The 23,650-nt window shown below is 38.0% G+C and carries 24 protein-coding genes; 8 read left to right on the top strand and 16 right to left on the bottom strand.

Translation table 11 applies throughout. The features are described from left to right. Positions 1 to 21: 21 nt before the first annotated feature. The 5 genes from EV282_RS04825 to EV282_RS04805 form a co-directional block, all read right to left on the bottom strand. The gene (locus EV282_RS04825; RefSeq protein WP_130294244.1) at positions 22 to 2,142 is read right to left on the bottom strand and encodes a YhgE/Pip domain-containing protein; all 2,121 of its coding nucleotides are present in this window, start codon (positions 2,140 to 2,142) and stop codon (positions 22 to 24) included. 224 nt (positions 2,143 to 2,366) lie between these two features. After that, positions 2,367 to 2,702: a spore coat protein gene (locus tag EV282_RS04820; protein ID WP_130294242.1), complete on the bottom strand. Its 336-nt coding sequence runs from the start codon at positions 2,700 to 2,702 to the stop codon at positions 2,367 to 2,369. Positions 2,703 to 2,717: 15 nt separating this feature from the next. Further along, positions 2,718 to 3,008: a hypothetical protein gene (locus EV282_RS04815; protein ID WP_130294240.1), complete on the bottom strand. Its 291-nt coding sequence runs from the start codon at positions 3,006 to 3,008 to the stop codon at positions 2,718 to 2,720. A 123-nt stretch (positions 3,009 to 3,131) separates the two neighbouring features. After that, a complete protein-coding gene (locus EV282_RS04810; protein WP_165389360.1) occupies positions 3,132 to 4,268 on the bottom strand; it encodes a M14 family zinc carboxypeptidase in 1,137 nt (378 codons plus the stop codon). Positions 4,269 to 4,610: 342 nt separating this feature from the next. Then, the gene (locus EV282_RS04805) at positions 4,611 to 5,657 is read right to left on the bottom strand and encodes a CapA family protein (protein WP_130294236.1); all 1,047 of its coding nucleotides are present in this window, start codon (positions 5,655 to 5,657) and stop codon (positions 4,611 to 4,613) included. A 230-nt stretch (positions 5,658 to 5,887) separates the two neighbouring features. Here EV282_RS04805 and EV282_RS04800 point away from each other — a divergent pair, with 230 nt between their 5' ends. Then, complete coding sequence (locus EV282_RS04800; protein ID WP_130294234.1) at positions 5,888 to 6,247, top strand: DUF4383 domain-containing protein; 360 nt, start codon at positions 5,888 to 5,890, stop codon at positions 6,245 to 6,247. A gap of 78 nt (positions 6,248 to 6,325) precedes the next feature. Here the strand turns inward: EV282_RS04800 and EV282_RS04795 are convergent, their stop codons facing one another. Continuing rightward, positions 6,326 to 6,511: a hypothetical protein gene (locus EV282_RS04795; protein WP_226535559.1), complete on the bottom strand. Its 186-nt coding sequence runs from the start codon at positions 6,509 to 6,511 to the stop codon at positions 6,326 to 6,328. Positions 6,512 to 6,659: 148 nt separating this feature from the next. On the opposite strand from EV282_RS04795, the gene EV282_RS04790 reads away from it, so the two are divergent. Continuing rightward, positions 6,660 to 7,544: a formate/nitrite transporter family protein gene (locus tag EV282_RS04790; RefSeq protein WP_130294230.1), complete on the top strand. Its 885-nt coding sequence runs from the start codon at positions 6,660 to 6,662 to the stop codon at positions 7,542 to 7,544. Between the two features lie 97 nt (positions 7,545 to 7,641). Beyond that, the gene (locus EV282_RS04785) at positions 7,642 to 8,547 is read left to right on the top strand and encodes a DMT family transporter (protein WP_130294228.1); all 906 of its coding nucleotides are present in this window, start codon (positions 7,642 to 7,644) and stop codon (positions 8,545 to 8,547) included. Positions 8,548 to 8,833: 286 nt separating this feature from the next. Here EV282_RS04785 and EV282_RS04780 read toward each other — a convergent pair whose 3' ends face one another. From EV282_RS04780 to EV282_RS04765, 4 genes are all read right to left on the bottom strand, one after another. Beyond that, on the bottom strand, positions 8,834 to 9,568 hold the full coding sequence (locus EV282_RS04780; RefSeq protein WP_130294226.1) for an amino acid ABC transporter ATP-binding protein: 735 nt from the start codon (positions 9,566 to 9,568) through the stop codon (positions 8,834 to 8,836). Positions 9,569 to 9,580: 12 nt separating this feature from the next. Continuing rightward, positions 9,581 to 10,240, bottom strand: coding sequence for an amino acid ABC transporter permease (locus EV282_RS04775; RefSeq protein WP_130294224.1), 660 nt, complete (start codon positions 10,238 to 10,240; stop codon positions 9,581 to 9,583). 82 nt (positions 10,241 to 10,322) lie between these two features. After that, on the bottom strand, positions 10,323 to 11,108 hold the full coding sequence (locus EV282_RS04770) for a transporter substrate-binding domain-containing protein (RefSeq protein WP_130294222.1): 786 nt from the start codon (positions 11,106 to 11,108) through the stop codon (positions 10,323 to 10,325). 220 nt (positions 11,109 to 11,328) lie between these two features. Next, entirely contained in the window at positions 11,329 to 13,161 is a 1,833-nt protein-coding gene (locus EV282_RS04765; protein ID WP_130294220.1) for a PAS domain S-box protein, read from the bottom strand. Between the two features lie 218 nt (positions 13,162 to 13,379). On the opposite strand from EV282_RS04765, the gene EV282_RS04760 reads away from it, so the two are divergent. Continuing rightward, positions 13,380 to 13,730, top strand: a complete 351-nt coding sequence (locus tag EV282_RS04760; RefSeq protein WP_130294218.1) for a hypothetical protein — start codon at positions 13,380 to 13,382, stop codon at positions 13,728 to 13,730. Positions 13,731 to 13,888: 158 nt separating this feature from the next. On the opposite strand, the gene EV282_RS04755 is transcribed toward EV282_RS04760, so the two are convergent. After that, positions 13,889 to 14,161: a hypothetical protein gene (locus EV282_RS04755; RefSeq protein ID WP_242611834.1), complete on the bottom strand. Its 273-nt coding sequence runs from the start codon at positions 14,159 to 14,161 to the stop codon at positions 13,889 to 13,891. Positions 14,162 to 14,339: 178 nt separating this feature from the next. On the opposite strand from EV282_RS04755, the gene EV282_RS04750 reads away from it, so the two are divergent. The 3 genes from EV282_RS04750 (at position 14,340) to EV282_RS04740 (ending at position 17,122) form a co-directional block, all read left to right on the top strand. Further along, on the top strand, positions 14,340 to 14,765 hold the full coding sequence (locus EV282_RS04750; RefSeq protein WP_130294214.1) for a hypothetical protein: 426 nt from the start codon (positions 14,340 to 14,342) through the stop codon (positions 14,763 to 14,765). Further along, positions 14,765 to 16,243, top strand: coding sequence for an anti-sigma factor domain-containing protein (locus EV282_RS04745; protein WP_130294212.1), 1,479 nt, complete (start codon positions 14,765 to 14,767; stop codon positions 16,241 to 16,243). Before EV282_RS04750 ends, EV282_RS04745 begins: the two co-directional genes overlap by 1 nt. A gap of 105 nt (positions 16,244 to 16,348) precedes the next feature. Continuing rightward, positions 16,349 to 17,122, top strand: coding sequence for a potassium channel family protein (locus EV282_RS04740; protein ID WP_130294210.1), 774 nt, complete (start codon positions 16,349 to 16,351; stop codon positions 17,120 to 17,122). Between the two features lie 26 nt (positions 17,123 to 17,148). On the opposite strand, the gene EV282_RS04735 is transcribed toward EV282_RS04740, so the two are convergent. The 3 genes from EV282_RS04735 to EV282_RS04725 form a co-directional block, all read right to left on the bottom strand. Further along, entirely contained in the window at positions 17,149 to 17,553 is a 405-nt protein-coding gene (locus EV282_RS04735) for a YugN-like family protein (protein ID WP_130294208.1), read from the bottom strand. A gap of 372 nt (positions 17,554 to 17,925) precedes the next feature. Continuing rightward, the gene (locus EV282_RS04730) at positions 17,926 to 19,275 is read right to left on the bottom strand and encodes a glucose-6-phosphate isomerase (RefSeq protein WP_130294206.1); all 1,350 of its coding nucleotides are present in this window, start codon (positions 19,273 to 19,275) and stop codon (positions 17,926 to 17,928) included. Between the two features lie 147 nt (positions 19,276 to 19,422). Beyond that, a complete protein-coding gene (locus EV282_RS04725; RefSeq protein ID WP_130294204.1) occupies positions 19,423 to 20,586 on the bottom strand; it encodes an iron-containing alcohol dehydrogenase in 1,164 nt (387 codons plus the stop codon). Positions 20,587 to 20,780: 194 nt separating this feature from the next. Here EV282_RS04725 and EV282_RS04720 point away from each other — a divergent pair, with 194 nt between their 5' ends. After that, entirely contained in the window at positions 20,781 to 21,017 is a 237-nt protein-coding gene (locus EV282_RS04720) for a DUF378 domain-containing protein (protein WP_130294202.1), read from the top strand. 50 nt (positions 21,018 to 21,067) lie between these two features. Here the strand turns inward: EV282_RS04720 and yugI are convergent, their stop codons facing one another. Then, positions 21,068 to 21,484 (bottom strand): S1 domain-containing post-transcriptional regulator GSP13, encoded by a 417-nt coding sequence (yugI, locus tag EV282_RS04715; RefSeq protein WP_130294200.1) that lies wholly within the window; start codon positions 21,482 to 21,484, stop codon positions 21,068 to 21,070. A gap of 78 nt (positions 21,485 to 21,562) precedes the next feature. After that, complete coding sequence (gene asnB, locus EV282_RS04710; protein ID WP_130294198.1) at positions 21,563 to 23,479, bottom strand: asparagine synthase (glutamine-hydrolyzing); 1,917 nt, start codon at positions 23,477 to 23,479, stop codon at positions 21,563 to 21,565. Positions 23,480 to 23,650 lie beyond the last annotated feature (171 nt).

Below are 23,650 nucleotides of genomic sequence, written 5' to 3'. Positions count from 1 at the left end.
GGTCAGTCTTCTTTCTGTGATCTATGCTGTAACTTCCCTCTCTTGGCTTTGTGTTCTGTCCTTTTTGAAGGTAAACACAACAAATGCTAACAGGGCAAACACAATGAGAAAGGTTAGCAGGATGGCCATGTTTGAAATAGCAGCTCCAAAATCGTTTAACGAAATAACCGATTTAAACCCTGCGATTGAATAAGTGAAAGGCAAGTATTGACTAAGACTTCTATATTGCTCTGGCAGCATCTCGATCGGAAGGTTTGCACCTGTTATCGAAAGCTGCATGATAACAAATCCTAACGCGATAAAACGTCCTAAATTTCCACCAAAAGCTGCTAAAAAAAGAACAATGGCAGAAAAGGTGATACTAGCAACCAGTGCAAAAAGGATCAATCCGCAAAAGTTGCTCACATTCACTTTTAAAAATAACACAACAATTAATAATAAGATCGCCTGAACTACAGCAAGGGATGCTAGATTAAGAAACTTTACCGCAAACCAGTTAAAGCTCGAAATAAACGGCGGCCTTTTAAAATCAATAAATAGAGACATAATCAAGATTCCGACGAACAACGCTAGGGTGATCACATATGGAGCAGTTGAATCACGATAGTGCTCATATTCATTTACTGTTTTGCTTTTTAGCTGAACAGGAGAGGCAAACATATTGATATTATCTTTGTCATTCATACCCCCTGTTTTATCCGCACCTGATTTAAGACCAGATGATAGTTTTTCGCTTCCATCGTTAATTTTACCAGCTCCGTCATTTAGTTTAGTTGCTCCTTGAGACAGTTTCTTCCATCCCTCATCAACTTTTGCGTTACCCGCTGAGATTTTTCCTGCTCCAGAATCTAATCTAGTAACTCCGGATATTAATTCGTTCCACCCTTTATCAACCTTTGCATTTCCGTCCGCAATCTGGGCAGCCCCAGATTCAAGTTTTCCTGCTCCTTGATCAAGTTTTGTCTGTCCGGCAACTAGCTGATTAAGCCCATCATTAAGAGCTTCTGTACCTGGCGCAACTTTGTAAGCGATTCCATCTGCAACCGAAACTGCTCCTTCATTCAATGCGACTGATTTGGTGGAAAGGTTATTTAATCCGGTTGATATCTTTTTTGCACCATCCATAATCTGCTGATAATATGGACCTACATTGACAGTTGGATTCGCCTTCTTATATTCTTCAAGTCCCGCAACTAATTTTTGTGCACCAGCTGCAAGTTCAGCAGAACCATCCTTAAGCCTGCCTGTACCGTCTGCGACCTTTCTGCTTCCTGGCACCAACCGTTCTGCTACACCATTCTTCAGTTCCTCACTGCCAGTTTCAGCTTTTTGGAGTCCCGCGAGAATTTGAGAAGATCCATCCTTTAAACTGACGGTCCCTTCGTGCAGCTGTTTTGAACCATTCGCTAATTTGTTAATATCTCCAGATTTTTCATTAAGCGTTTCTAATAAAAGTCCTGTTCCGCTTTTTAATTCCTTTGTTCCATTTGCGAGCTTCGTAATATCTGACTGCTTGGAAGTAACAGAGGTTAAGAGTTTATTTGTTCCCTTATGAAGCTGATCTGTTCCAGCAGCGAGCTGAGATGACCCATCGGCAGCTTTTCCGAATCCTTCAGAAACTTCACCTAATATGTTTGCTGCATAGTTTTCAGTGATGGTATCCGCAAGTTTTTCACGCATTTTTTGTGCAGCTGTTTCTGTTACTTTAGAGGCCAGGAAATTAAGCCCTTCATTCTGAATGTATTCTAATTCAAGCTTTTTGGGATCTGAATCCGTTACGGTTGTTACCCTTTCCGAAAAATCTTCAGGTATTATGATCGCCATGTAGTAATCGTTTTTCTGAATTCCTTTCATGGCTTCTGCCGAATCTACAAATTTCCAGCCGAGATCTTTTCCCTCTTTCATATTCGCCACTAGATCACTGCCCACATTGATAGGCAGATCTCCGGAGAGAGCACCCCTATCATTATTAACTACTGCAACTGGCAAGTTAGAAAGATTATCATACGGTCCCCAAGTGGCTGATAAAAGTATTCCGCCATAAACAACAGGTACAAGCAATGCTGCAATAACTGAAAAAAGAATCGCTTTATTTGCAGTGAGTTTGCTGAACTCTGCGGAAAGCAACTTAAATGTATTCATTTAGAATCCCTCCAAATGTATGTAAGACATCGAAATGAATGAGTCGCCATTCATTTAATTATCATAATATTCAAATAATAAATAGAAATCCAGTGTATTTATAAAAACACATATTCTTTACTAGTTAGCCGTACACAAAAAGTAGTATTTTAAAATATCAATGAGATAGGCAATAGTATACAAAAAAAGATGACCCTTTTGGATCATCCTACTGGTTTACTATCTTATTGTGCTGGTCCCTGGTGCGGAAACTGATTCATATAGTTCGAAAATTGCTGATAGGTTTGCTGCATTTTTTGTGCATCCGCTGCTTCAAGTGCATACCAGCCCTTTTTAAACATCATGTTGTAAAGTTCTCTTTGCATATTTTGAGTTTCATTAAATACAGCAAGCAAATCTTGATAGAGAGCTGCATGACTTGCTTCATTTAAAGCTACTGAATAAGAATCTGTCATATACTTCTCATAAGACAAAATATCATTAATGAAATCCCGGTCATTCATCTCTGGCGTTTTCGGTACCGCAGACTCAGGATTTTGAAGTTTATTAGGCTCATTCATTTTTTTAGCTCCTTTCTAGTTTTGTAAATTAGCTTGTGTCTGATTCATTGCTGATTGTTGAGATGAGATATGCCCTAAAATTCTTTTATAGTGGCTTTCATGCATTTGACATGCCTTTTCAAGTGTTGCTTTTATTTCTGGATCCTGACATTGAGTTGCCATAAAATGTGCCTTTTTCATTCCAAGAAGATTCCATGAAAGCATGTCTCTAACATAATTAAGATCTTTTCCTGTTATTACTTGTGGCGGATTTTGATAGACAGGCTGCTGTTGATTTTGCATCTGATTTTGATTCTGTTGCTGCATAAAGAATAACCTCCTTCATATTTTTTCCATATTATCATTCCTAACTCTTAGGGGATTATTCATTTTTTCTTTTGCTGATATGAAAAAACAAGCAGCAATCCACTGCTTGTTTTAGATTGATTTTTATTTTAAGATCCACTTTGGTCCAAGAATAGTCTGTATACGATAAAAGTTGCCATATGTCGCATTTACCTTATAAGTTCCGGGATACAGACTCGCTGCCGCCATTTTATGTTTGGTATTTGGACGATCATGCAGGAGTACTTTTTGTGTCAGGGTAATGGTTTTGTTTAGAGGTGTAATTCTCTTTTCCCATCTCTTATCCCCTTCTATCGCCATATATAGGCCGGCTTTTTTATTGCGGCTCCATTCTTCTGAAAAAATAGAGATCGGAGGGTTCGTTTCACCTGGATAAGGTGCAAGTTCAAAAGTAAAACCAGGACGTTTAAATGTTTGAATGAACCAGTCTTTATAACCGCCTCCGCTGGATAGTTTAGCATCTGGAGGAATTAGCCTGTACCCTGTCATCCCAGAAAGTGCAGTTCCTAATGTCTTATCACCTTCATATGTATTGGTCCCATAGTTAAAGTGATAATAAAGAATTCTTCCTGCAGTATGATAGGAATTTGTTAATTCTGGGTCCACTAAGTAGGTAAGTGCAGAAACTGCTTTTGTTTCCATCGTCTGAAGCGGTGCTTTTCCTTTATAATCTTTGTAATAAGGTGCTTTTGTATTATTATCGATTTCTTCCCACCTTGCCGGATACTGCCGATTTAAGTCTATGCCTTCTGCATTGGATTTCCAGCGTTTGAAGTCTTTGCTTCCGCCGTTCATTTTTATAAGGTTTGCATGTGCTGATGACGGAAATGCTGACAATCCTTTTTGCTGCAGAGTGACTCCATCTGGATTAGTCATCGGCACAAACCATATGGAAGTGTTATTCAGAACATGTGCAACGTTGTATCCTTCCATCGTTCCATTCACTACATACTTCTCACTGTACTGATCGATCATCTCCATCACGATATTCGTCGTAATCCATTCTCTGGCATGATGTGAGGCATTATATAGGACTGTCGCATCCCCTCTGCCAAGCTTTACTGCCCATATGTCTCTTCCATATGGTGTTTTCCCTAGAGATCGGTATTGAACTAACCCGGGATATTTTTGTGCAAGAGTTTTAATGTTACTTGTCATTGTTTCATATGTATACGTTTGATTCGGGTTTACATAGCTTGCAGCTTGAGTTTTATCGCTCATTGATGTTATTCCAACTAACATGAAAGCAATAAATAATATAAATCTCCTCTTCAAAGCTTCCTCTCCTTCCCAAAACTTAATTATTTAAATATATTAAAATTATAACGAGGAGAAGAAATTTGTGCGCATGAGTATAGTAGTCTTTAATATTTCATTTTTTTTACTTAATCTAAGACAAACCTCATGTATATTTGGTAATCATCAACAAAAAAAGAGAAACGATAAAGTCTCTCCTTAAACGCAAATATTTTATATAGACTCTTTTCTAAAGGCTTTTTCCGCATACAATGTTGCTATTGAAAGTAGTTGATTTCCCTTATGGGAGTAGAAATTGCCAAAATATTAATATATAAAATCATACCCTGTTAATTTTAGTTGGTAGGAAAGATCCTCTAATTTAGCGAGTATTCGTTTCTCCTCTTTTGAATCTAGTTTTATAACCGTATCGTTTTTAATGTAATAAGGTTTGAACTGCATACCTATTTTTCCATTTACAATATTAATTTTTAATAATCCTGTCTCTGCACTATCACCCTTTACATAGTCCGGTAATAAAAAGTTCCCTAAGGAATAAGCTATTGGCTTCCCTTTGTAATACTGAAATCCCTGAAGAACGTGGGGATGAGAACCCACGATCGCGTCTGCCCCCGCATCTATCATGGTTTGTGCATAATTCACTTGATACGGTTCTGGGTGCTTGCTTCTCTCTTTCCCCCAATGCATGTAAACCATCAAATAATCACATAATTTGCTCTCACGGCTGACGATATCTTTTATGAGACCTAAGTTGTAGCCGTTAGCTATCCCGGGACTGTTTTCCCCTGCTACCCACGATGTACTAGGCAGTACCCTCGAAAATGCAAGAAACCTTAATTTCTTTCCTTTAATTACAACTTCTTTTGAACTGTATGCTTCTTTCGCGTTTCTTCCTGCTCCTATATAAGACATTTCATATGTATGTATGTGGTTCAGGGTATCAAGCAGCCCTTTGGTCTCATAATCCATCGTATGGTTGTTAGCTAGAGAAATAAGGTCAAACCCTGCATTTTTTAGACCCTGTAGAGCTATAGGATCTGATTTAAAGTTATATTCTTTCGTGAAGACTCCAGTATGGTCGGTAACAGCTGTTTCAAGGTTAACAACAGCATAGTCACTTGCCTCAATTTCTTCTTGCACATAACGAAATGGATAATCCGGTCCTTTTGTCTTAACTGTATCCTTTATTGACCAGTCCATCATTGTATCACCGGCAAACACAATAGATATTTCAGGGTTAACGTAATCATACACGGGTTTGTGCCAAAATCGTTTAATATGATTTGTATCAAATAAAGACGTACTCGAAAGTAAGATCGTAGTAGAGAGCACTAAATTTTGCAGCACGTTCATTTGTATCCCCCCTGCTCCAGCTTTGCATGAAGATTATACAAAGTCTCGTTTGAAAAATCTGTCACAATCCGATGAAAAAGAACTCAAATCTTGTAGAACACCTTTAATTGGAATATTAAGTGCTAATTCACAATATATTGATTTAACAAATGTTATACAATAGGTTTACAAAGGTTGAAATGGTGGAATAAAATGTTTGTAATCATATTTAAAAATGGGAGGGATTTTGAATGGCTAGTAAATTTGTTAAAGTTTTAGGAATCGTTTTTCTTATTCTGGGTGTGATAGGTTTTGTGTTTCCGATGGAGGGATTATTTCATCTGACACCGATTCATAATGTAATTCACATTGTTTCTGGTATTGTGGCTCTAGTTATGAGTTCAAGTGAAGCAAAAAGCATTCTCTATGCAAAGATCTTTGGAGGGGTGTATCTGCTCGTAGCTATCCTAGGTTTATTCACCCATGAATTTGCAGGAATCATGTTTATGATCGCAACAAACATCCTGCATTTTGCAATTGCCTTTTCATCTATATATGTTGGCTTTCGATCTAATGCATCTGCAGCTGCTGGGCATACAGCATCGAGATAAGTACTTGTTTACGAAAAAAGAGCACTCCGCTTTTTTTAGCGGAATGCTCTTTTTATCTTTATATGTCAAATAGTAAATTCAGCGTTTCTTTTTACCATTTTTAAATTCTTCTTCAAAGAAAAAAGTACCAGGATGTTCACTAACTTTATAACAGTATTTCTTCATATGTTTAACATACTGAAATTTTGAGATGGTTACACATTCACCCGTTTTTAAAACTGTTACGGTATCCCCTTGATTAAAAATGTTACCTGATCCTTTCAAGTGAGCACTTCCCTTCCTCTCTATTTTACCACATATCATGAAGGGGCATTAGATTACATTTTAAATACTTTATACTGTATTTAGTTTCTTGGTTTCTTGTTTTGGGAAGAGTAATAAAACAAGAATGACGAAATTTGAGGGAAAATGAATGGGAAAAAACCAAAAAAAGACACCAGATGTACCTGATCGGCAGTATTTCTTTCCGGCACAAATTATTGAATACTTCATAGAAGAAGGAAAAGAATCCTTAAAGATTACGAACTTAGCACAATTTATTCTATCTTTTATGGCAGGTGCATTCATTGCATTTGGAGCGCTAGGTTCTGTTCTTTTATCAATGGAAGTCCATACACCAGGACCCTATAATCTGCTGGCAGGTGTTGGGTTTGCGATTGGTTATGCCATGATATTCTTATCTGGTTCCATACTTTTTACTGAGATCAATGTACTGCTTCCAAGTTATATTTTGCAGAGCAAGTATTGGATCAGTAAAAACGTTTTGCGTTTCTGGGGAATTTGTTATATTGGAAATTTCCTTGGAGCCCTCTTTGTTGGATTTTTATTGAATTTATCAGGTTCTCTCGATAAAGAGTTTTATGAAGGACTGCTCAAGTTCATGGAAAAGAAAATGCAATTTACCGAGCGGGGAACATGGGGATGGTTTCAAGTCCTTTTTTCAGGAATTCTTGCAAACTGGCTCATCGGTATAGCTGCAGTTCTTGCTACAGCAGCCCGTGATGTAATGGGGAAAATCTTTGGAATTTTATTGCCTGTCATCATATTTGAAGCCGGAAACTTTCAGCACGCAGTAGCAAATATGGGATATTTCAGTATTACGGTATTAGAAGGCTTTGAATACAGCTGGTATGAATTCATATTGCTTAACTTGATTCCAGCTTCCATCGGAAACTTAATCGGCGGTGGAATCCTTGTATCTCTTCTGCTATCATTTGCTTTTAAAGATGATATTGATGAAGATATTGTAAAAGATGATGATGAAACTGAAAACATATCCGATAAAGTTCATCATTAAAATAAGATCAACACCTTCATTGTCATATACAGTGAAGGTGTTTTTTGATAGAGTTCAACTAGGAACAGATTTTCATCAAAACAAAGGATGTATCACTATGTCTTATCAAACTAAAATCGCATTCCTATTTGTGGCGATCGGCGCTTCGTTATGGGGAATTATCGGGTATTTCGTTAAAGAGCTGGCTTCGATCGGATACTCACCTTTACAGATCGTTTTCTTACGAGCCATTAGCGCGTTTATCTTCTTTTTTATATGGATCATGATTTACCGACCCGCACTTTTGAAAATCAAAGTAAGAGACAGCTGGTATTTTTTCGGTACAGGCGTGCTGAGCGTTTCCTTCTTTAACTGGTGTTACTTTACAACGATCCAGCATTCCTCGCTGGCTATTGCAGCTATCCTTTTATATACAGCACCTGTTTTTGTTTTGTTGATCTCTATCTTTGTTTTCAAGGAAAAATTAACGTGGCAGAAGCTTACTGCATTATTCATTACTTTTTTAGGCTGTATGTTTGTTTCAGGTATTTTTTCGGGCAATTTCTCCGAGCTATCCTGGACAGGATTAATTACTGGGCTCGGAGCTGGATTCGGTTACTCCCTCTACAGTATTTTTGGAAAACTGGCATCGAAAAAGTACGAAACATTGACGATCAGCTTCTACACATTTTTATTTGCTATGATCGTTTTATTTCCAATAAGCGGCATCTATTCTTCGGAAACGGTTGCTTTTGATGCTCATGCACTCGCATATACAGCAGGGCTCGGACTATTCCCAACTGTTCTGGCTTATTGGTTCTATACGCAGGGATTAAAACAGGTTGAAGCGAGTAAAGCGTCTATCGTTTCGACAGTGGAGCCGGTTGTCGCAACCGTTATGGGACTATTACTATTTAAGGAATCCGTATCTTTCATTCAGATTACAGGTATATTGCTTGTGTTGGGTGCGGTACTGCTTATCCAAGAGCGAAAGAAAAAGACAGTGATGGATGCTTCATTATAAGCTTCTTTGACAAGTTGATTGGAACGCAAGGTGCGTGCCTACTACATGAGAAGCTTCTAGCATGGCATGCGCCGAGGAAGCTTACTGCGTTAGCATTAACTTGTAGACGCAGGAGCAAGGTTACTTCCTTGAGCGGGACAGGTGAGACCCCGCAGGCGCTATGTGCCGAGGAGGCTCACCGCACGCCCCGCGGAAAGCGAGCATCCTGGAGTGGAAATTAACCACTTCAAAGAGCCTTAAATAAAGCACAATAAAAGGGTGCAGCATAGTGCTGCACCCTTTATGATTAAAGAATGGAACTTAAGAAATCTTTTGTACGATCTTCTTTTGGGTTATTAAACAACTCGGATGGTGTTCCTCTTTCCCAAATTTGCCCGTCATGCATATATACAACTTCATCTGCCACTTCTTTAGCAAAGCCCATCTCATGTGTAACAACAACCATCGTCATTCCTTCCTGAGCGAGCTCTTTCATTGTGGCTAATACTTCACCAACCAGCTCAGGGTCTAGTGCTGAAGTGGGTTCATCAAATAGCATGATATCAGGTTTCATAGCAAGCGCTCTTGCAATAGCAACACGCTGCTTCTGTCCCCCTGACAGCTTAGCTGGATATACATCTGCTTTATCCGATAAGCCTACCTTATCAAGCAAGATCCTCGCATCTTTTTCAGCTTCTTTTTTATCTTCGTTTTTCACCATTACTGGTGCTTCCATTACGTTTTCAAGAACGGTCTTATGAGCAAATAGATTAAAGTGCTGAAATACCATTCCTACTTTTTGGCGTACTTCATTTAAATTATGAGACTTGGGATCAACTTCTTCTCCTTCAATCACAATTTTCCCGCCATTCTTTATCTCCAAGAAATTAATACAGCGCAGCAGCGTACTTTTCCCTGATCCGCTTGCACCGATTAATACGACAACATCACTCTCATTAACATTAAGATTTACTTCTTTTAATACCTCTAAATCACCGAAGCTCTTTTTCAGGTTTTCGATTCGAATCATTTCTCTTTTCATATTAATCTCCTCCTATTCCCCAGCTGAAAGTTTCTTTTCCAACATATTAACGAGAAGAGTGAAAAGAAGGACTAGGATCAGATAGTATAAACCAACAATGATTAAATAGGTCATCTCATCGAACGTTCTCGATCCTTGAGTGGTCGCAATACTGAATAGCTCTGATAACGCGATAAAAGATGCCAAGGAAGAATCTTTAAGCCCGATGATGAATTGATTTCCAAGTGGAGGAAGTGCACGTTTAAAGGCTTGCGGCAAAATAATTCTGCGCATCGTCAAACCGTATGGCATTCCTAAAGAGCGGCCCGCTTCCATCTGTCCTTTGTCTACAGATTGGATAGATCCTCTGAAGATCTCAGCAATATAAGCACCGTTATGCATAGCAAGACCAAAAGCTGCAGACCAGAATGCTGAGATGCCTAATTCAGCCAGACCAAAATAAAAGATAAAGATTTGAACGATTAGTGGTGTACCACGAATCAGTGCAATATATATGTTAGCGATCCAATTAAGGATTTTAATTCCTGATATTTTAAATAGTGCAAAAACAAGTCCGATTCCAGTTCCGATCAGAATGGAAACAACGGTTAGTTTTAAGGTAATCCATAGACCCTTCATGAAGAGCGGGTAACTTTCTATTAATACATCTAGAATATGTGCTATATCAAACATGCAGTTTTTCTCCCCTTTTCCTCTCTATTCTCTGAAAAAGAAAGCCGCCCTGCACTTTTGTCATGCGGACGGCTCACATAGGTTATTCAGGCTTTTGTGTGATATCAGCACCGACGTATTCTTCACTAAGCTTTTTAAGCTCTCCACTGTCCTTAAGCTTCTTTAGAGCTTTATTAATAGCTTTTAACAGTTCTTTATCTTCTTTTTTAACAGCAATCGCTTGTTCACTCGTACCCAACTGCTCTTGCTCTACAATTTTGAACCCTTTTTCGATCGCTTGTTTACCAGTGATCGCATCTGTAATGACAGCATCATGTTTTCCTTCACTTAATGCACGTAATGCTGTTGCATCACTGTCATAGTTTTTAATCTGATCCGTGAAATCCTGAGCAGATTTTTCATAGGTAGAACCTTTTGAAACAGCAACTTCTTTTCCTTTTAAATCTTCCTTCGTCTTAATATCACTGTCCGGTCTCGTAAAAATGACTGGACCTGAATAATAATATGGCTCGCTGAAATTCACTGCTTGTTTACGTTCTTCAGTGATTGTATGGCTTGCCACTGCTGCGTCAAAACGATCTGCCTTTATTGCAGAAACTGCACCATGAAACTTGAACTTTTCTGGAACAGCCTTTAAGCCAAGTTCGTCTGCAATTGCTTTACCCACTGCTACATCATATCCTGTTAATTCACCATTCTTATCAACAGAACTGAATGGAGGAAACTCCCCAGACACAATAAAATTAAATTCCCCTTCTTTTTTCAACTCTGGTCCACCGTCACTTGATTCACTGCTGCCACATGCAGCCAGCACCATCATTGAAAAAATGACTGTTAAAATACTAATCTTCTTTTTGAAATCCTTCATTCTTATCCTCCTTGAAATCCCATTTAGCAGGTTACCCCCACATGACAATGGTAGCATGAAATGTAATCTTTCTCAATTTTCCGCAAATTTACAGGTTAAAAAAGTGATTCCCTCCACGCTCCTATGCGTTATTTACCCATATCAAAAAAGATTTAAACACCTAGTAAGCAAGCAAAAAAACGCTTTTCAGCCGAGGCTAAAAAAGCGTTTGATATTTTTGCTATGGTAAAAGTTTAGTAGGCAGCAAGACCGTGACAGTTGTACCAACGTCTAACATACTTTCAAACGTGATGTTTCCGTGGTGGTTCTCAATAATTTTCAGACTTACCATCAATCCTAAACCTATTCCTTTTTCTTTGTTTGAATAAAAAGGTTCTCCTAATCTTGCAAGACGTTCTTCACTGATTCCAGACCCTTCGTCTGTCACTTTTATGAACACATAGCTCTCATCAAAAGTACCGGTTTCAACGGTGATCGTTCCACCATACAGCATAGATTCTATCGCATTTTTTATGACATTGATAATAACTTGTTTTATTTGATTTCCTTCGCAAAGTATTTGTGGTACATCTTTAAGCATTGTTCTAAACTGTACATTGTTAAGATTAGCTTCTGAATCTAAAAGAGTGATCGTCTGTCTAATAAAATCATTTACGTTCCGATGCTGAAACACTGTAGCCTGATGAGGTTTAGCTAAAACTAAAAATTCAGTTATGATCGACTCGATCCTATCCATTTCTGACAGTATAATTTCGCTGTGCAAGTCATCCATATCTTGTTTCATCAATTGGACAAATCCTTTTATACTCGTTAGAGGATTCCTGATTTCATGGGCTATACCTGCTGCCAGTTCACCAACGACAGTAAGTTTGTCAGATTTTCTGAGCAGTTCTTCTTTTTCTTTCAGTTCAGTAATATCTTCAGAAATACCGGCAATTCTATAAACTTCTCCTCTATCATTTGTTATAGGGAAAGCTCTCGTTCTGATCCAGCGGACTTTTCTATTTTTGCTTTGAATGCGGTACTCAATTTGTGACTCCCCGCCTGCAATTGATTGAATAAACCCTTGGACTTCTGACTGATCATCAGGATAAATATTAGTAAAGACAGATGAAAAAGTCTCTGTCTCATCTATATCCCATATTTTTTGATACGCTTTTGAAACATAGATAAGTGTTCGTGATTTATAATCTTCCATCCAAAAAACATCTTTAGCATTTTCAGCAAATTGCCGAAATCTCTCTTCACTTTCCAGAAGGCCGATCTCCATCCTTTTATTTTCTGAAATATCCCTTGAAACTCCAACAATGCCTTCTACTTGTCCTTGCTCGTTCTTAATAGGAGAGAGTATGGCTTGATAATATAGCCGCTCTCCGTCTCGAACATTGCTCCATTCATAGACCTGAGACTTTCCTTTCAGAACAAGCTGGCATACTTTTTCCTGCCCTTCGGCGATTGTTTCTCCAAATACCTCTTTTAACGATTTTCCTAAAAAATATTCAGGTGTAATATTATGTTTTTCCATCCATTTTCCATAGATGCCTGTATGTATTAGATTTTCATCTAATGTAAAAACGGTATCTTCCATTGAATCAACAAGTGAAAGAAATCTTTCTTGACTATGACTTAAGGCTTGTTCGGTTTGCTTCCTAGCCGTGATATCTACTAGTGTAATAACTATGTGATCTGCTTTTTTCTCTGTTAAGAAAATAGGCTTAGTACTTACTAGTATCCAGCGAATACCATTAAGTCCTTTTCCGGTAATGCCAATTTCACAGTTGTTAACTTCTGTGCCCGTTCGAATAGTAGTCTGTGAGGGCAGTTCTTCGAAAGAAACCTTATTCTTTAGCTGATCCATTACTTCAAATGGCATATTATATAAAAAAGAACCTTCCATTTCTGATTTGGAAAGCCCAAGTATTTCACACGCTTTCTTGTTTGCAAGCAGGATACGATTCGTTCGCTCCAACACGATAATACCACTGGAAACTGCCTCGTATAATGTATACATGATTTCATTATTGTCCTGTAATTTGGCTGGAGTATTTTTCATTAGCTACATCCCTGTTGATTTATTTTGAAGCTATTTTACAAGAATTGTCTTTTCTCTATTTTTCTATTAAATACAAAAAATTACAAGTGTTATTTTTTAGATGGGATTTGTTTTATCGTTTTAGAGGTAAAAGAAAGTATATTGATTTTCAAAAGATAGAGCATGAAATACATAAGAAGTTAATAGTTTAATAAAAATAGCAAATCGGAGGTTATCTAATGTTCCTTTTTACAATTGTTTGTTTAGCAGCTTTCTATCTTTTAACTAGAGGAGATTCATTACGGTTCAAACAAATTACCTGGCCAGCTTATGGTGTCATTGCTGTAACGTTTATAATTGGATTCTTTTCGTTAAAACCAGACACTGCAACGTATGTCTCCTGGGTACAGTTATTCTTCCTTCTCCTTGCATTGCCTGTCTTAATTCTTGTAATCAGAAAGCTTTGGCAGCTAAGCAAAAACATGCCTGTATGGGTACAATACTCCGTTTCTATTCCTGTATCTATGCTTTTCGTTCTTACCCTTTGGATTTGCTGGAACATGTTTCCGATCGTTATGTACATTTTTTAAAACCTCTCTGTTTTTATAATTTGCAGGTTACATCTGTAAGTTTATAAGCCTAAGACAACAAAAAACGCCTAATGGTTTGATTTAACCATTAGGCGTAGTTGTGTTGTTTCTGCTGCCTTGTTACTTATGTAAGTGTCCGTTCCATATAAACAAAAAGGCTATTTGTCTTTTTCTGGGGTCTGTCCCCGGGTCTGTCCCCCCTGCATCAGTGAGAGAACTTCTTTGACGATGGTATTGATCTTTTGATCGATGAAGTCGTTTCCGAAAGTTTCTTTCGCTTCCTTAATAGCAGCGATAACCTCTTCCTCATATTGAATAAGATCCTCATCATCTTCCGCTTCGTTATATAAATCAATCATACTGTCCAGACCTTCTTGCATACGATCGATGGCATCACTGTATTTTTCTCGGTCTTCTTTATTATATTTCACGTTTATCACCCACTCATCAGTTTCTCCATCTCTTTTTACTATCAAACTCCCTAACATTCGATAGACGTGACTTTTTTCACTATATTTCCAAGCAAAAGTATACTATAATAATTTGGTTATTATTATCTTGAAATATATTATTTTACATAAGTGAAATATGAAGGAAGGAGGGGTAAAGTTGATTCGCCGATGGTTTAACAAAAAGCAGAAATCTTCGCAGCCGATACAGGAATCTCCAGCCGCAGAAACGGCGGCAGGTCTGTGTAAGAAAGCTGCAAATCCAGACCCTGTACGAGAGATATCTCATTTTAAAAGCAGACTAAAGGATTTCGATATTGAATTTAGCCAATTAGCGGCCTGTACACCAAAAGAAGAAAATAGACTTCAAGCGATTCAAGTTGCGGAAGAAATTGCGGCAGATCCTGAGATGAGAAACTACTTTTTAACATGGAAACGTTTGCCCCTTCTTCATGATGAAAAATCACAGGTTCAAAAACTCACCATGAAAAGGCAGCGTGAATACATAACCGCACTAACATTGATTTTCATTGAAAATTATCAAGTGTTGATGCAATATGTGCCGGGCACGGGAGGAAAACACTAATGAACAAAGCGATTATTGTAGAAGTCAACAGCCGCCACCTCATCGTTCTGGCTGAAGGCGGAGAATTTAAGAAGGTTAAAAATACGAATCCTGCTTATACGGTTGGACAAGAAATCATGATTCCTGTTCTTAAAGAAAAGAAAGATTCCATCTTCTCTGTATTTATCAACTGGAAAACTGCAACTGCAGCAGCTTTAGCTATTTTTCTATTGTTCTTTCAAGTCTTGTCTCCTATGTCAACAGAAGGAGCGTATGCTTATGTCGGAATGGATATGGATCCGAGCCTTGAATTAAAAATCAACGAAGAAATGCAAGTCCTCAGCATTTTATCTTTCAATGAGCAAGGAGATACTGTTCTTGAACATATGGGTGATTGGGAGGAAAAAGAGATTGGCTATGTGACCAACCTTATATTTGAAGCTTGTGAAGATCTAGGATATTTAAAAACCAAAGAGGAAGTCCTTATTACAACAACTCTTTCTGAAGAAATTCCAGAGAATAAGGAAAAAGAAATGAAGGAAAAGGTCAATGAGGTCATGACCGAGACTGCAAAAAAGAAATCAGTCGAAATGACGACAATCGTTATGAGTTCTAAAGAGCGTGAAAAAGCTAAAAAAATGAAAATATCACCGGGTCATTATGCTATTTATACAGCTGCCAAGAAATCTGGCATTAAAATTAGTGCAAAAGAGGTTTCTGGCCATACCATTGAAGAGATTTCAAAAAAAGTTGGACCGATCAAAGAACTTCTAGAAGAAAATGATGAAAAAATTTCAACACCAGCTAAAACAGAAGAAATAGATCAAGTATACGAGCCGCCGCTACCCATTCTCGATAATAAAGCAGAAGAAGTAGAAGAAGTAAAAGAAAAGACAGCTGTTGCAGTTCAGGAAAAAGTAAAGAACACTCGTAAAGAAAAGGCAGCAAAACCTAAGAATACTCATTCTATTATTGCCGCAGAACCTAAAAAAGAAGAAAAGGCACCAGAACCTGTTAAAAAAGAAGCGGCCAAGAATAAAGACGTGCCTTTGACAGCAGCGGCAGCTGCACCTCCAAAAGAGGAAAAACCAAAGGAAGAAAAACCTAAAGAGGAAAAGCCTAAAGAAGAAAAACCAAAAGAGGCGAAACCTAAGGTCGATCTTCCCCCTGCTGATCCAGAGGAACCTCCTGTTCAGACAGAACCTGAACCAACAACAGAACCTGAATCAAAAGAATGGATTTACATTGAAATCATTATTGATAACCTCGTTATAACAGTGAAAATCAAAAGTGATTCTAACCTACTAAAAGAAGACTTAAAGAAACAAGCATTAGCCATTATAAATCAAAATCATTTATTATTACAAAATCAGTCTTTAGCTGTTTCCCCAGAAGAATTGAAAGGATTAGCAGCAAAAGACCAGACAACTAATCAAAACACTTATTGTGAACAAAAAGCTGATTCAGCAGCTGAATTCAGCACACAAAAAGCTTCATAATGCTTAAAACTCCGGAGATTATCCGGAGTTTTCTTTTGTTTCCCTTCGAATTATCCGTATAAGCCTCTATCTTAATTGGCAATAGTGATAATAGGAGGAGTGCATATGCTCAGAATTTATCATACCTATTTAAGACTGCCTATGCTGATTAGATTAAGCATCATTCTTATGCTTATCTTATATTTGAGCGCTATTTTAGCACACTTCTTAGAAAAAAAGACTTTTCCTACTATTTTTGAAGGCTTTTATTGGGCGGTTATGACTGCTGGCACTGTCGGTTATGGCGATTATGCCCCGCATACATTTGAGGTGAGAGTACTTGCTATTATCCTTGTATTTTCAGGCGGGTCTTTTTTAGCTTTCTCAACCGTTCACTTTGCGAGTGCTGTAGTAAAGAAGGAAAATCGTTTTTTTGAGGGGAAAAATATGTATAAAAATAAAAACCATTTTATCGTTGTTGGATGGAACGAACGTGCACGAAAAACTATATATGCAATGATGGAAAGTAAAGAAACCTATGAAATTCTTCTCATTGATGATTCTTTAACATCAAATCCATTGTATCAAGAAGGCGTTCATTTTATCCAAGGAAAAGCGAGTGAGGATCAAATATGGATGAAAGCAAATATTGATCAAGCGCAGGTTGTCCTGATTACGGCAGACGCTAATTTGAAAGAAAATGAAGCTGATATGAACACTATCTTATCGATTCTAACTGCACGTGGGTTAAATGAAAAAGTTCTTATACATGCTGAAATACTGACTTCTGAGCAAACAGCTAATGCTAAAAGAGCTGGAGCGGATCATATTATTCAAACTTCAAACCTCGCTGCTAACGAAATGGTCAATTGCTTATATAATAAACTCATGCAAAAATAGATAGGCAAACAATGCCCATCTATTTTTTATTTTAATAACTGTGCTTCAGCTTTTTGAACGAGCTCTTTCGCTATGCCGATCCACTTTTTATCAATTGTAGCATCCGGATCCTGAGGCTCCGAAAATTGATTTACACTCCCTGATAAGTTCCCTGCTCCTGCATGATCATCAAGACCGATCTGATATTTATGTGCCAACAAGAATGGCTCACCCATTTGAACAGTCGTATCTCTTTTATCAAGTTCCCCTTCAACAGCCTTAAATGGGATTCTTAAAAATGTATATCCGTCTTCATCATCGAGTTTGTAATCAAAATAGCCATGATCATAATCCCAGTTGCCTCCGTAAGAAAAGCCCATACTTTTGAGAATATCTTCCGCTTCATTCAATGCAATCAATTCGTTTTCAAGCCTGCTTTTTATCGGTTTCATGTTCACCCTCCTTCTTGTTCTAATGTTTAGGCTTTCCAAATTATAGATAGATTATAAGACCCTCACTAATAAGTGGATTGGATTACAGAAAATACAGGAGCAGAGTACAAAGCTTTCACTTTAGTAATGTTGTCTTTTTGAGGCGGACATATTTTTTGATGAGATACATTTTTGTTCGGTGGGTTAGAAAAATTGTTCGGTGAATTACCTTTTTTGTTCGGTGAGCTGTGATTTTTGTTCGGTGAACTGCGGTTCATGTTTAGATTCGACCTTTTTGTTTTTTTCACAAAGAAAAATCAAATGGGATGTTGCATGCAGCTCTTTGTTCATTCCAAACAAAAAAGCCTGGTCTATTGACCAGACTTCTTTTTCTTATAATCGCTTTTCAAGCTCTTCTTTTTCTTTCTCAAATCCAGGTTTGCCTAAAAGAGCAAACATATTTTTCTTATATGCTTCTACACCTGGCTGATCAAATGGATTAACGCCTAAAAGATATCCGCTGACCGCACATGCTTTTTCAAAGAAATATACCATGTATCCAAAATGGTAAGGAGACATTTCTGGAATATTCACGATTAGGTTTGGTACCCCACCGTCTGTATGTGCAAGAAGTGTGCCTTGGAAAGCTTTCTTATTAACAAAATCCATTGTTTGGCCTGCTAGGAAGTTCAATTTATCCAAGTTTTGATCATCTTCTTCAATCGTTAACTCTTCACGTGCGGAATCCACATAAAGAACCGTTTCGAAAAGGTCACGGCGTCCTTCTTGAACGTATTGTCCCATCGAATGCAAGTCTGTTGTGAAATCCACAGACGCAGGATAAATTCCTTTGTAGTCCTTCCCTTCACTCTCTCCATAAAGCTGTTTCCACCATTCAGAAACATAGTGAAGGCCCGGCTCATAGTTAACCATTAGCTCAATGGTTTTACCTTTGTTGTATAATGCATTTCGAACAGCAGCATATTGGTAAGCCATGTTTTCTGCTAGGTTTGGATTGTTAAAATCTACTGATGCATCTTTGGCACCGTTCATCATTTCCTCAATGTTAACTCCGCTTACAGCGATCGGTAAAAGTCCTACAGCTGTTAATACAGAGTAACGTCCGCCAACATCATCAGGAATAACGAATGACTCATAGCCTTCTTCGTTAGCTAACGTTTTTAATGCACCTTGTGCTTGATCTGTTGTAGCATAAATACGCTTGCGTGCTTCTTCTTTTCCGTATTTTTCTTCTAAAAACTTTCTAAAGATACGGAACGCGATAGCAGGTTCTGTTGTAGTACCAGATTTAGAGATAACATTAACGGAAACATCTTTATCCTTCAATACATCGAAAAGCTCTTTTACATAGGTTGATGAGATGTTTTGTCCAGCAAAGAATACTTGCGGAGTCTTACGATCTTCTTTGGATAACAGGTTGTAGAAAGAATGGTTTAACATTTCAATCGCCGCTCTTGCTCCTAAATATGAGCCTCCGATTCCAACAACTATCAAAACATCAGAATCAATTTTAATCTTTTCAGCACTTTTAACGATTCGGCTGAATTCCTCGCGGTCATAGTTCTCTGGCAGATCGACCCAGCCTAAAAAATCATGGCCTGCACCTGTTTTTTCGTGGATTGCCTCATGTGCTGTTTTAACAGCTCCTGTAAGGTAATCAACTTCATGCTGCCCAATAAAAGAAAGGGCTTTGCTATAATCAAAACTCAGCTTCTTTGTCATATGTAAGCCTCCTAACAATCATTTATTCTTTCACTTTATACAATGGAACTCAGCAAATCAAGAAACCTCATTAATGTAAACGGTTTCGTTCGAATAGACGAAATATTCTTTACTATTGCATAAAAAAGAAGGGGACATCCCCTTCTTTTATAATGACATTTTTAAAATGTTTAATACGTCTTCTTTATTTTGCTTGCTGAAGTTGCCAAACTCACCTCTAGCCATTGCTTTATCGGCTATTAGGTCAAGCTTTGAACTGTCTATATCATAATCGGCTAATGTGTTTGGTGCACCTAGAGATGTCCAGAATGCAGATAACCGGTCAATCCCTTCCAATGCTGCTTCTTTATCTGATTTACCTTCTGTTTCTACGTTAAATACACGGACAGCTAGCTGTTTAAATCTTTGCACATTGGTATCTACATTATGTCTCATCCAATTTGGGAAAAGGATAGCTAAACCGCCAGCATGAGGAATGTCATATACAGCTGATACAGCATGCTCTATATTATGGCTTCCCCAGTCACCGCGAAGACCCATTTGGAGGGTTCCATTAAGCGCCATCGTCCCATTGTAAAGAATGGTTTCACGCAGTTCATAATTTTCCAGGTCCTCCAGCAGCTTAGGTGCCGTTTCCATGACCGTTAATAGAATGGATTCAGCAAACCTGTCCTGCAAAGGTGTATTTTCTGCATTATGGAAGTACTGTTCTAATACGTGAGACATCATATCCACAATTCCGTAAATCGTTTGATCTTTTGGAACAGAGAACGTATAAGTTGGATCCAATATCGAGAATTTAGGGAATACTAACGGACTTCCCCAACCATACTTCTCTTGTGTCTCCCAATTTGTGATAACTGATCCTGAATTCATTTCTGAACCAGTAGCTGCTAATGTAAGAACTGTACCAAAAGGAAGTGCTTCTTGCGGCTGAGCTTTTAAAGTGATGAGGTCCCAAACATCTCCATCATATTTTGCTCCTGCTGCAATCGCTTTTGTACAATCAATGACACTTCCGCCGCCAACAGCCAATAAGCAATCAATTTTGTTCTCTTTACAAAGCTCTACTCCTCTCTTTACAGTGGACAGCCGCGGATTAGGCTCTACACCAGAAAGCTCACTTACTTCCATCCCCATCTCGTTTAATTCACTCATAACTTCATCGTATAATCCGTTTCGTTTTATGCTTCCCCCGCCATAAACAACGAGTACTTTTTTACCGTAACGGCCAAGTTCATCTTTTAATGCTTTAATTTGATTTTTACCGAATACTAATCGGGTAGGGTTATAATATATAAATTCATTCATTGTAAATATTCCTCCTTACATCATTTAACCCGTATTATGTGGGACTGAGCCTCAAAAAGTAAAGTAATCAGCTTACCGAATATTAGGATGTGTTAGTAAAGGTTTTTCATCCTGCTGAAGTGGGGTATGTATAAATATAGTTAAAAATTGGAACGATAAGGGAGTATTTTATTAATAAAATTGGAGGAACACAAATGAGTGGATTACAGCGATTTGCGTTAGCATTAGTGATAATTGGAGCAATAAATTGGGGCTTGATCGGATTCTTTCAGTTTGACCTTGTTGCAGCCATTTTTGGCGGACAGGACGCTGCTTTAGCTCGCATCGTTTATGGACTTGTTGGTCTATCTGGCTTGTACTGTCTAACACTATTATTTAAGCCATCTGAAGAATTAAGCGGCGAAAGAACTCCTGAACATAATCGTGTTTAATCATTAGATTTTGAATAAAAAAAAACCTCTCGCAATGAGAGGTTTTTTTATTATTTTTTAAGGCGCTTGTTAAGTTGAGCCTGACGATCTGTTGACTCTTTCAACCAGTCTTTAAGCTTCGCTTCAAGAGTGTTGAAACCTTTGTTAGCGTCTTGATTGTTGTTGCTTGTGTTTTTCTTGTTGTTGAAACCACCAGGACGGCGCTCTTTTTTCGGTGCTGGCGCTGGTGCTTCTTGTGTTTGTCGGATGGAAAGTGAAATTTTCTTGCTGTCTTCGTCAACAGAAAGAATCTTTACTGACACAACGTCGCCAACACTTAAAGCGTCATTAATATCTTTAACGAAGCCATGAGAAACTTCAGAAATATGCACAAGACCTTGTACATTATCATTTAATGCAACAAACGCACCAAAAGGCTTAATGCCTGTAACTTTACCTTCAACAATGCTACCTACTTCAAAATTCATGAAAACACTCCTAACTATTTTTTAACCTGTTAAGTATAACATAACTATACAGTACAAGCAAAATTAATAAATGGAGTGTTAACGTCCTGTTAACGTTAATTCCTGTTCGATATTCGGATTGTACATTTCGTTCTTTCCGAAATTGTATCTTTTTTCAATATTTATCTGGTGCCATAGCATGAACATCAGTACGGTCCATATTTTTCTGCTGTAATCTCCTCTTCCAGCACGGTGTCCTTCAAGGAGATTAAGCACCAAATCTTTATTAAGATATTGATCCGTATCGCTCGATTGAATCAGTTGTTTAGCCCAGTCGTATATTTCATTTTTCAGCCAGTGCCGGATCGGTACAGGAAATCCTAATTTTCTGCGGTGAAGTACTGAATCAGGGACAATCCCTTGCATAGCCTCTCTTAAGGCATATTTAGTAGTTCCGTTGGTTACGGTTAGATTAGGATGCAGACTTGAAGCCACTTTAAATACTTCTTTATCTAAAAATGGTACTCGCAGTTCCAAGGAATGAGCCATGGTCATCTTATCTGCTTTAACGAGTATATCCCCTCTCATCCATGTGTGAAGGTCAATATATTGCATTTTGTGTACATCATGAAAGGCTTCAGCTTGATCATATAAAGGTTTAGTCACATTTTTATAGTTATAAGCTGACCGATAATCTTTAAGCAACTGACTCTTTTCATATTCCGAAAACATCTTGGCGTTTCCAATATAACGCTCTTCAATCGTCATGCTCCCTCGTTCTAGAAAGCTTTTGCCTTTCATCCCTTCAGGAAGTACCTTTGCAAGAGCAGCAAGGCCTTTTGTAATCCCTTTTGGCATGGAAGACAAGTGACGTAAAGAGTTTGGTTCATGGTAGATGTTGTATCCCCCAAAAAGCTCATCTGCTCCCTCACCTGATAATACGACTGTTACATGTTTTGCAGCTTCACGAGCCACAAAATACAATGGAACCGCAGCTGGATCTGCAACAGGATCATCCATATGCCAGATTATCTTTGGGAGCTCCCTTATAAACTCTTCAGGTTTAACGAGATAATGAATGTTTTCGACATTTAGCGCAGCTGCCGTTTGCACTGCTACATCGATCTCACTGAAACCTTCTCTTTCAAACCCTACTGTAAAAGTTTTCAGTGATGGATGAAGTTCGCTTGCCAACGCAACAATTGCACTGGAATCTATGCCGCCAGATAAGAAAGCTCCAACAGGTACATCTGAACGCATGTGCACTTTTACAGAGTCACGCATACTTGAGCGAATTTCATTTTTAGCGTCTTCAATTGTCATATCTTTTGGAGTGAAATCCGGCTTCCAATATGACTTGATCTTTAAAGGTCTGCCAGCTTTTTTAACAAAATAATGCCCTGGTTCAAGTTTTTTGATTCCCTTAGTTAGGGTCATCGGTTCAGGTACGAATTGATAAGTTAAATAGTGATGCAGTGCTTCAGCATCAATATGCTGCTCTTGTTTTGCTAAAGTAATGCTTTTCTTTTCAGATGCACAATACAAACCTTCTTCATCTTCCAAATAAAAGAAGGGCTTGATTCCAAAGGGATCTCGGGCACCAAATAGCTCTTTCGTTTCCTTATCCCAGATTAAAAAACCGAACATTCCTCGAAGTTCTTTCATAGCCTCTTCACGTCTTTCGCTAAAAAGAGCGAGAATGACTTCCGTATCAGAATGAGTTTTAAATTCAAAACCTTTTTCTTCAAGGTCTTTTCTTATTTCAACATAATTATAGATTTCTCCATTAAAAATGATCCAATAACGGTCGTCTTCATATGATAAAGGCTGTTTCCCGCTTTCTAGGTCTATGATGCTTAAACGGCGGAAGCCAAAGCGGACATATTGATCAACAAAGTGTCCGCTATCATCCGGACCTCTGTGTGTAATGATGTTTGTCATCGCTATTAATTTTTCTGTTTCCTGCTGCTCAGCAGTTTCAGGTGTATTCAACATATATCCAATAAAGCCGCACATTTTAAAGTTCCTCCCAGATCAGCAGTTCAAATATCAAGTTTTTCATAAATCTCAAAAGGTAAAAAAGTTTTCCAATATATTAAATCAATTCCTATATTTGAGAAATACCTTTTAATTATAACGCCTTTTTTTAACTATTCACTACATTTTTGTTAATAAAATGAAAAACAA

It is taken from the genome of Fictibacillus sp. BK138, assembly GCF_004216955.1.
Lineage (GTDB): Bacteria > Bacillota > Bacilli > Bacillales > Fictibacillaceae > Fictibacillus.
This window is presented reverse-complemented; position numbering and strand designations above follow the sequence as displayed.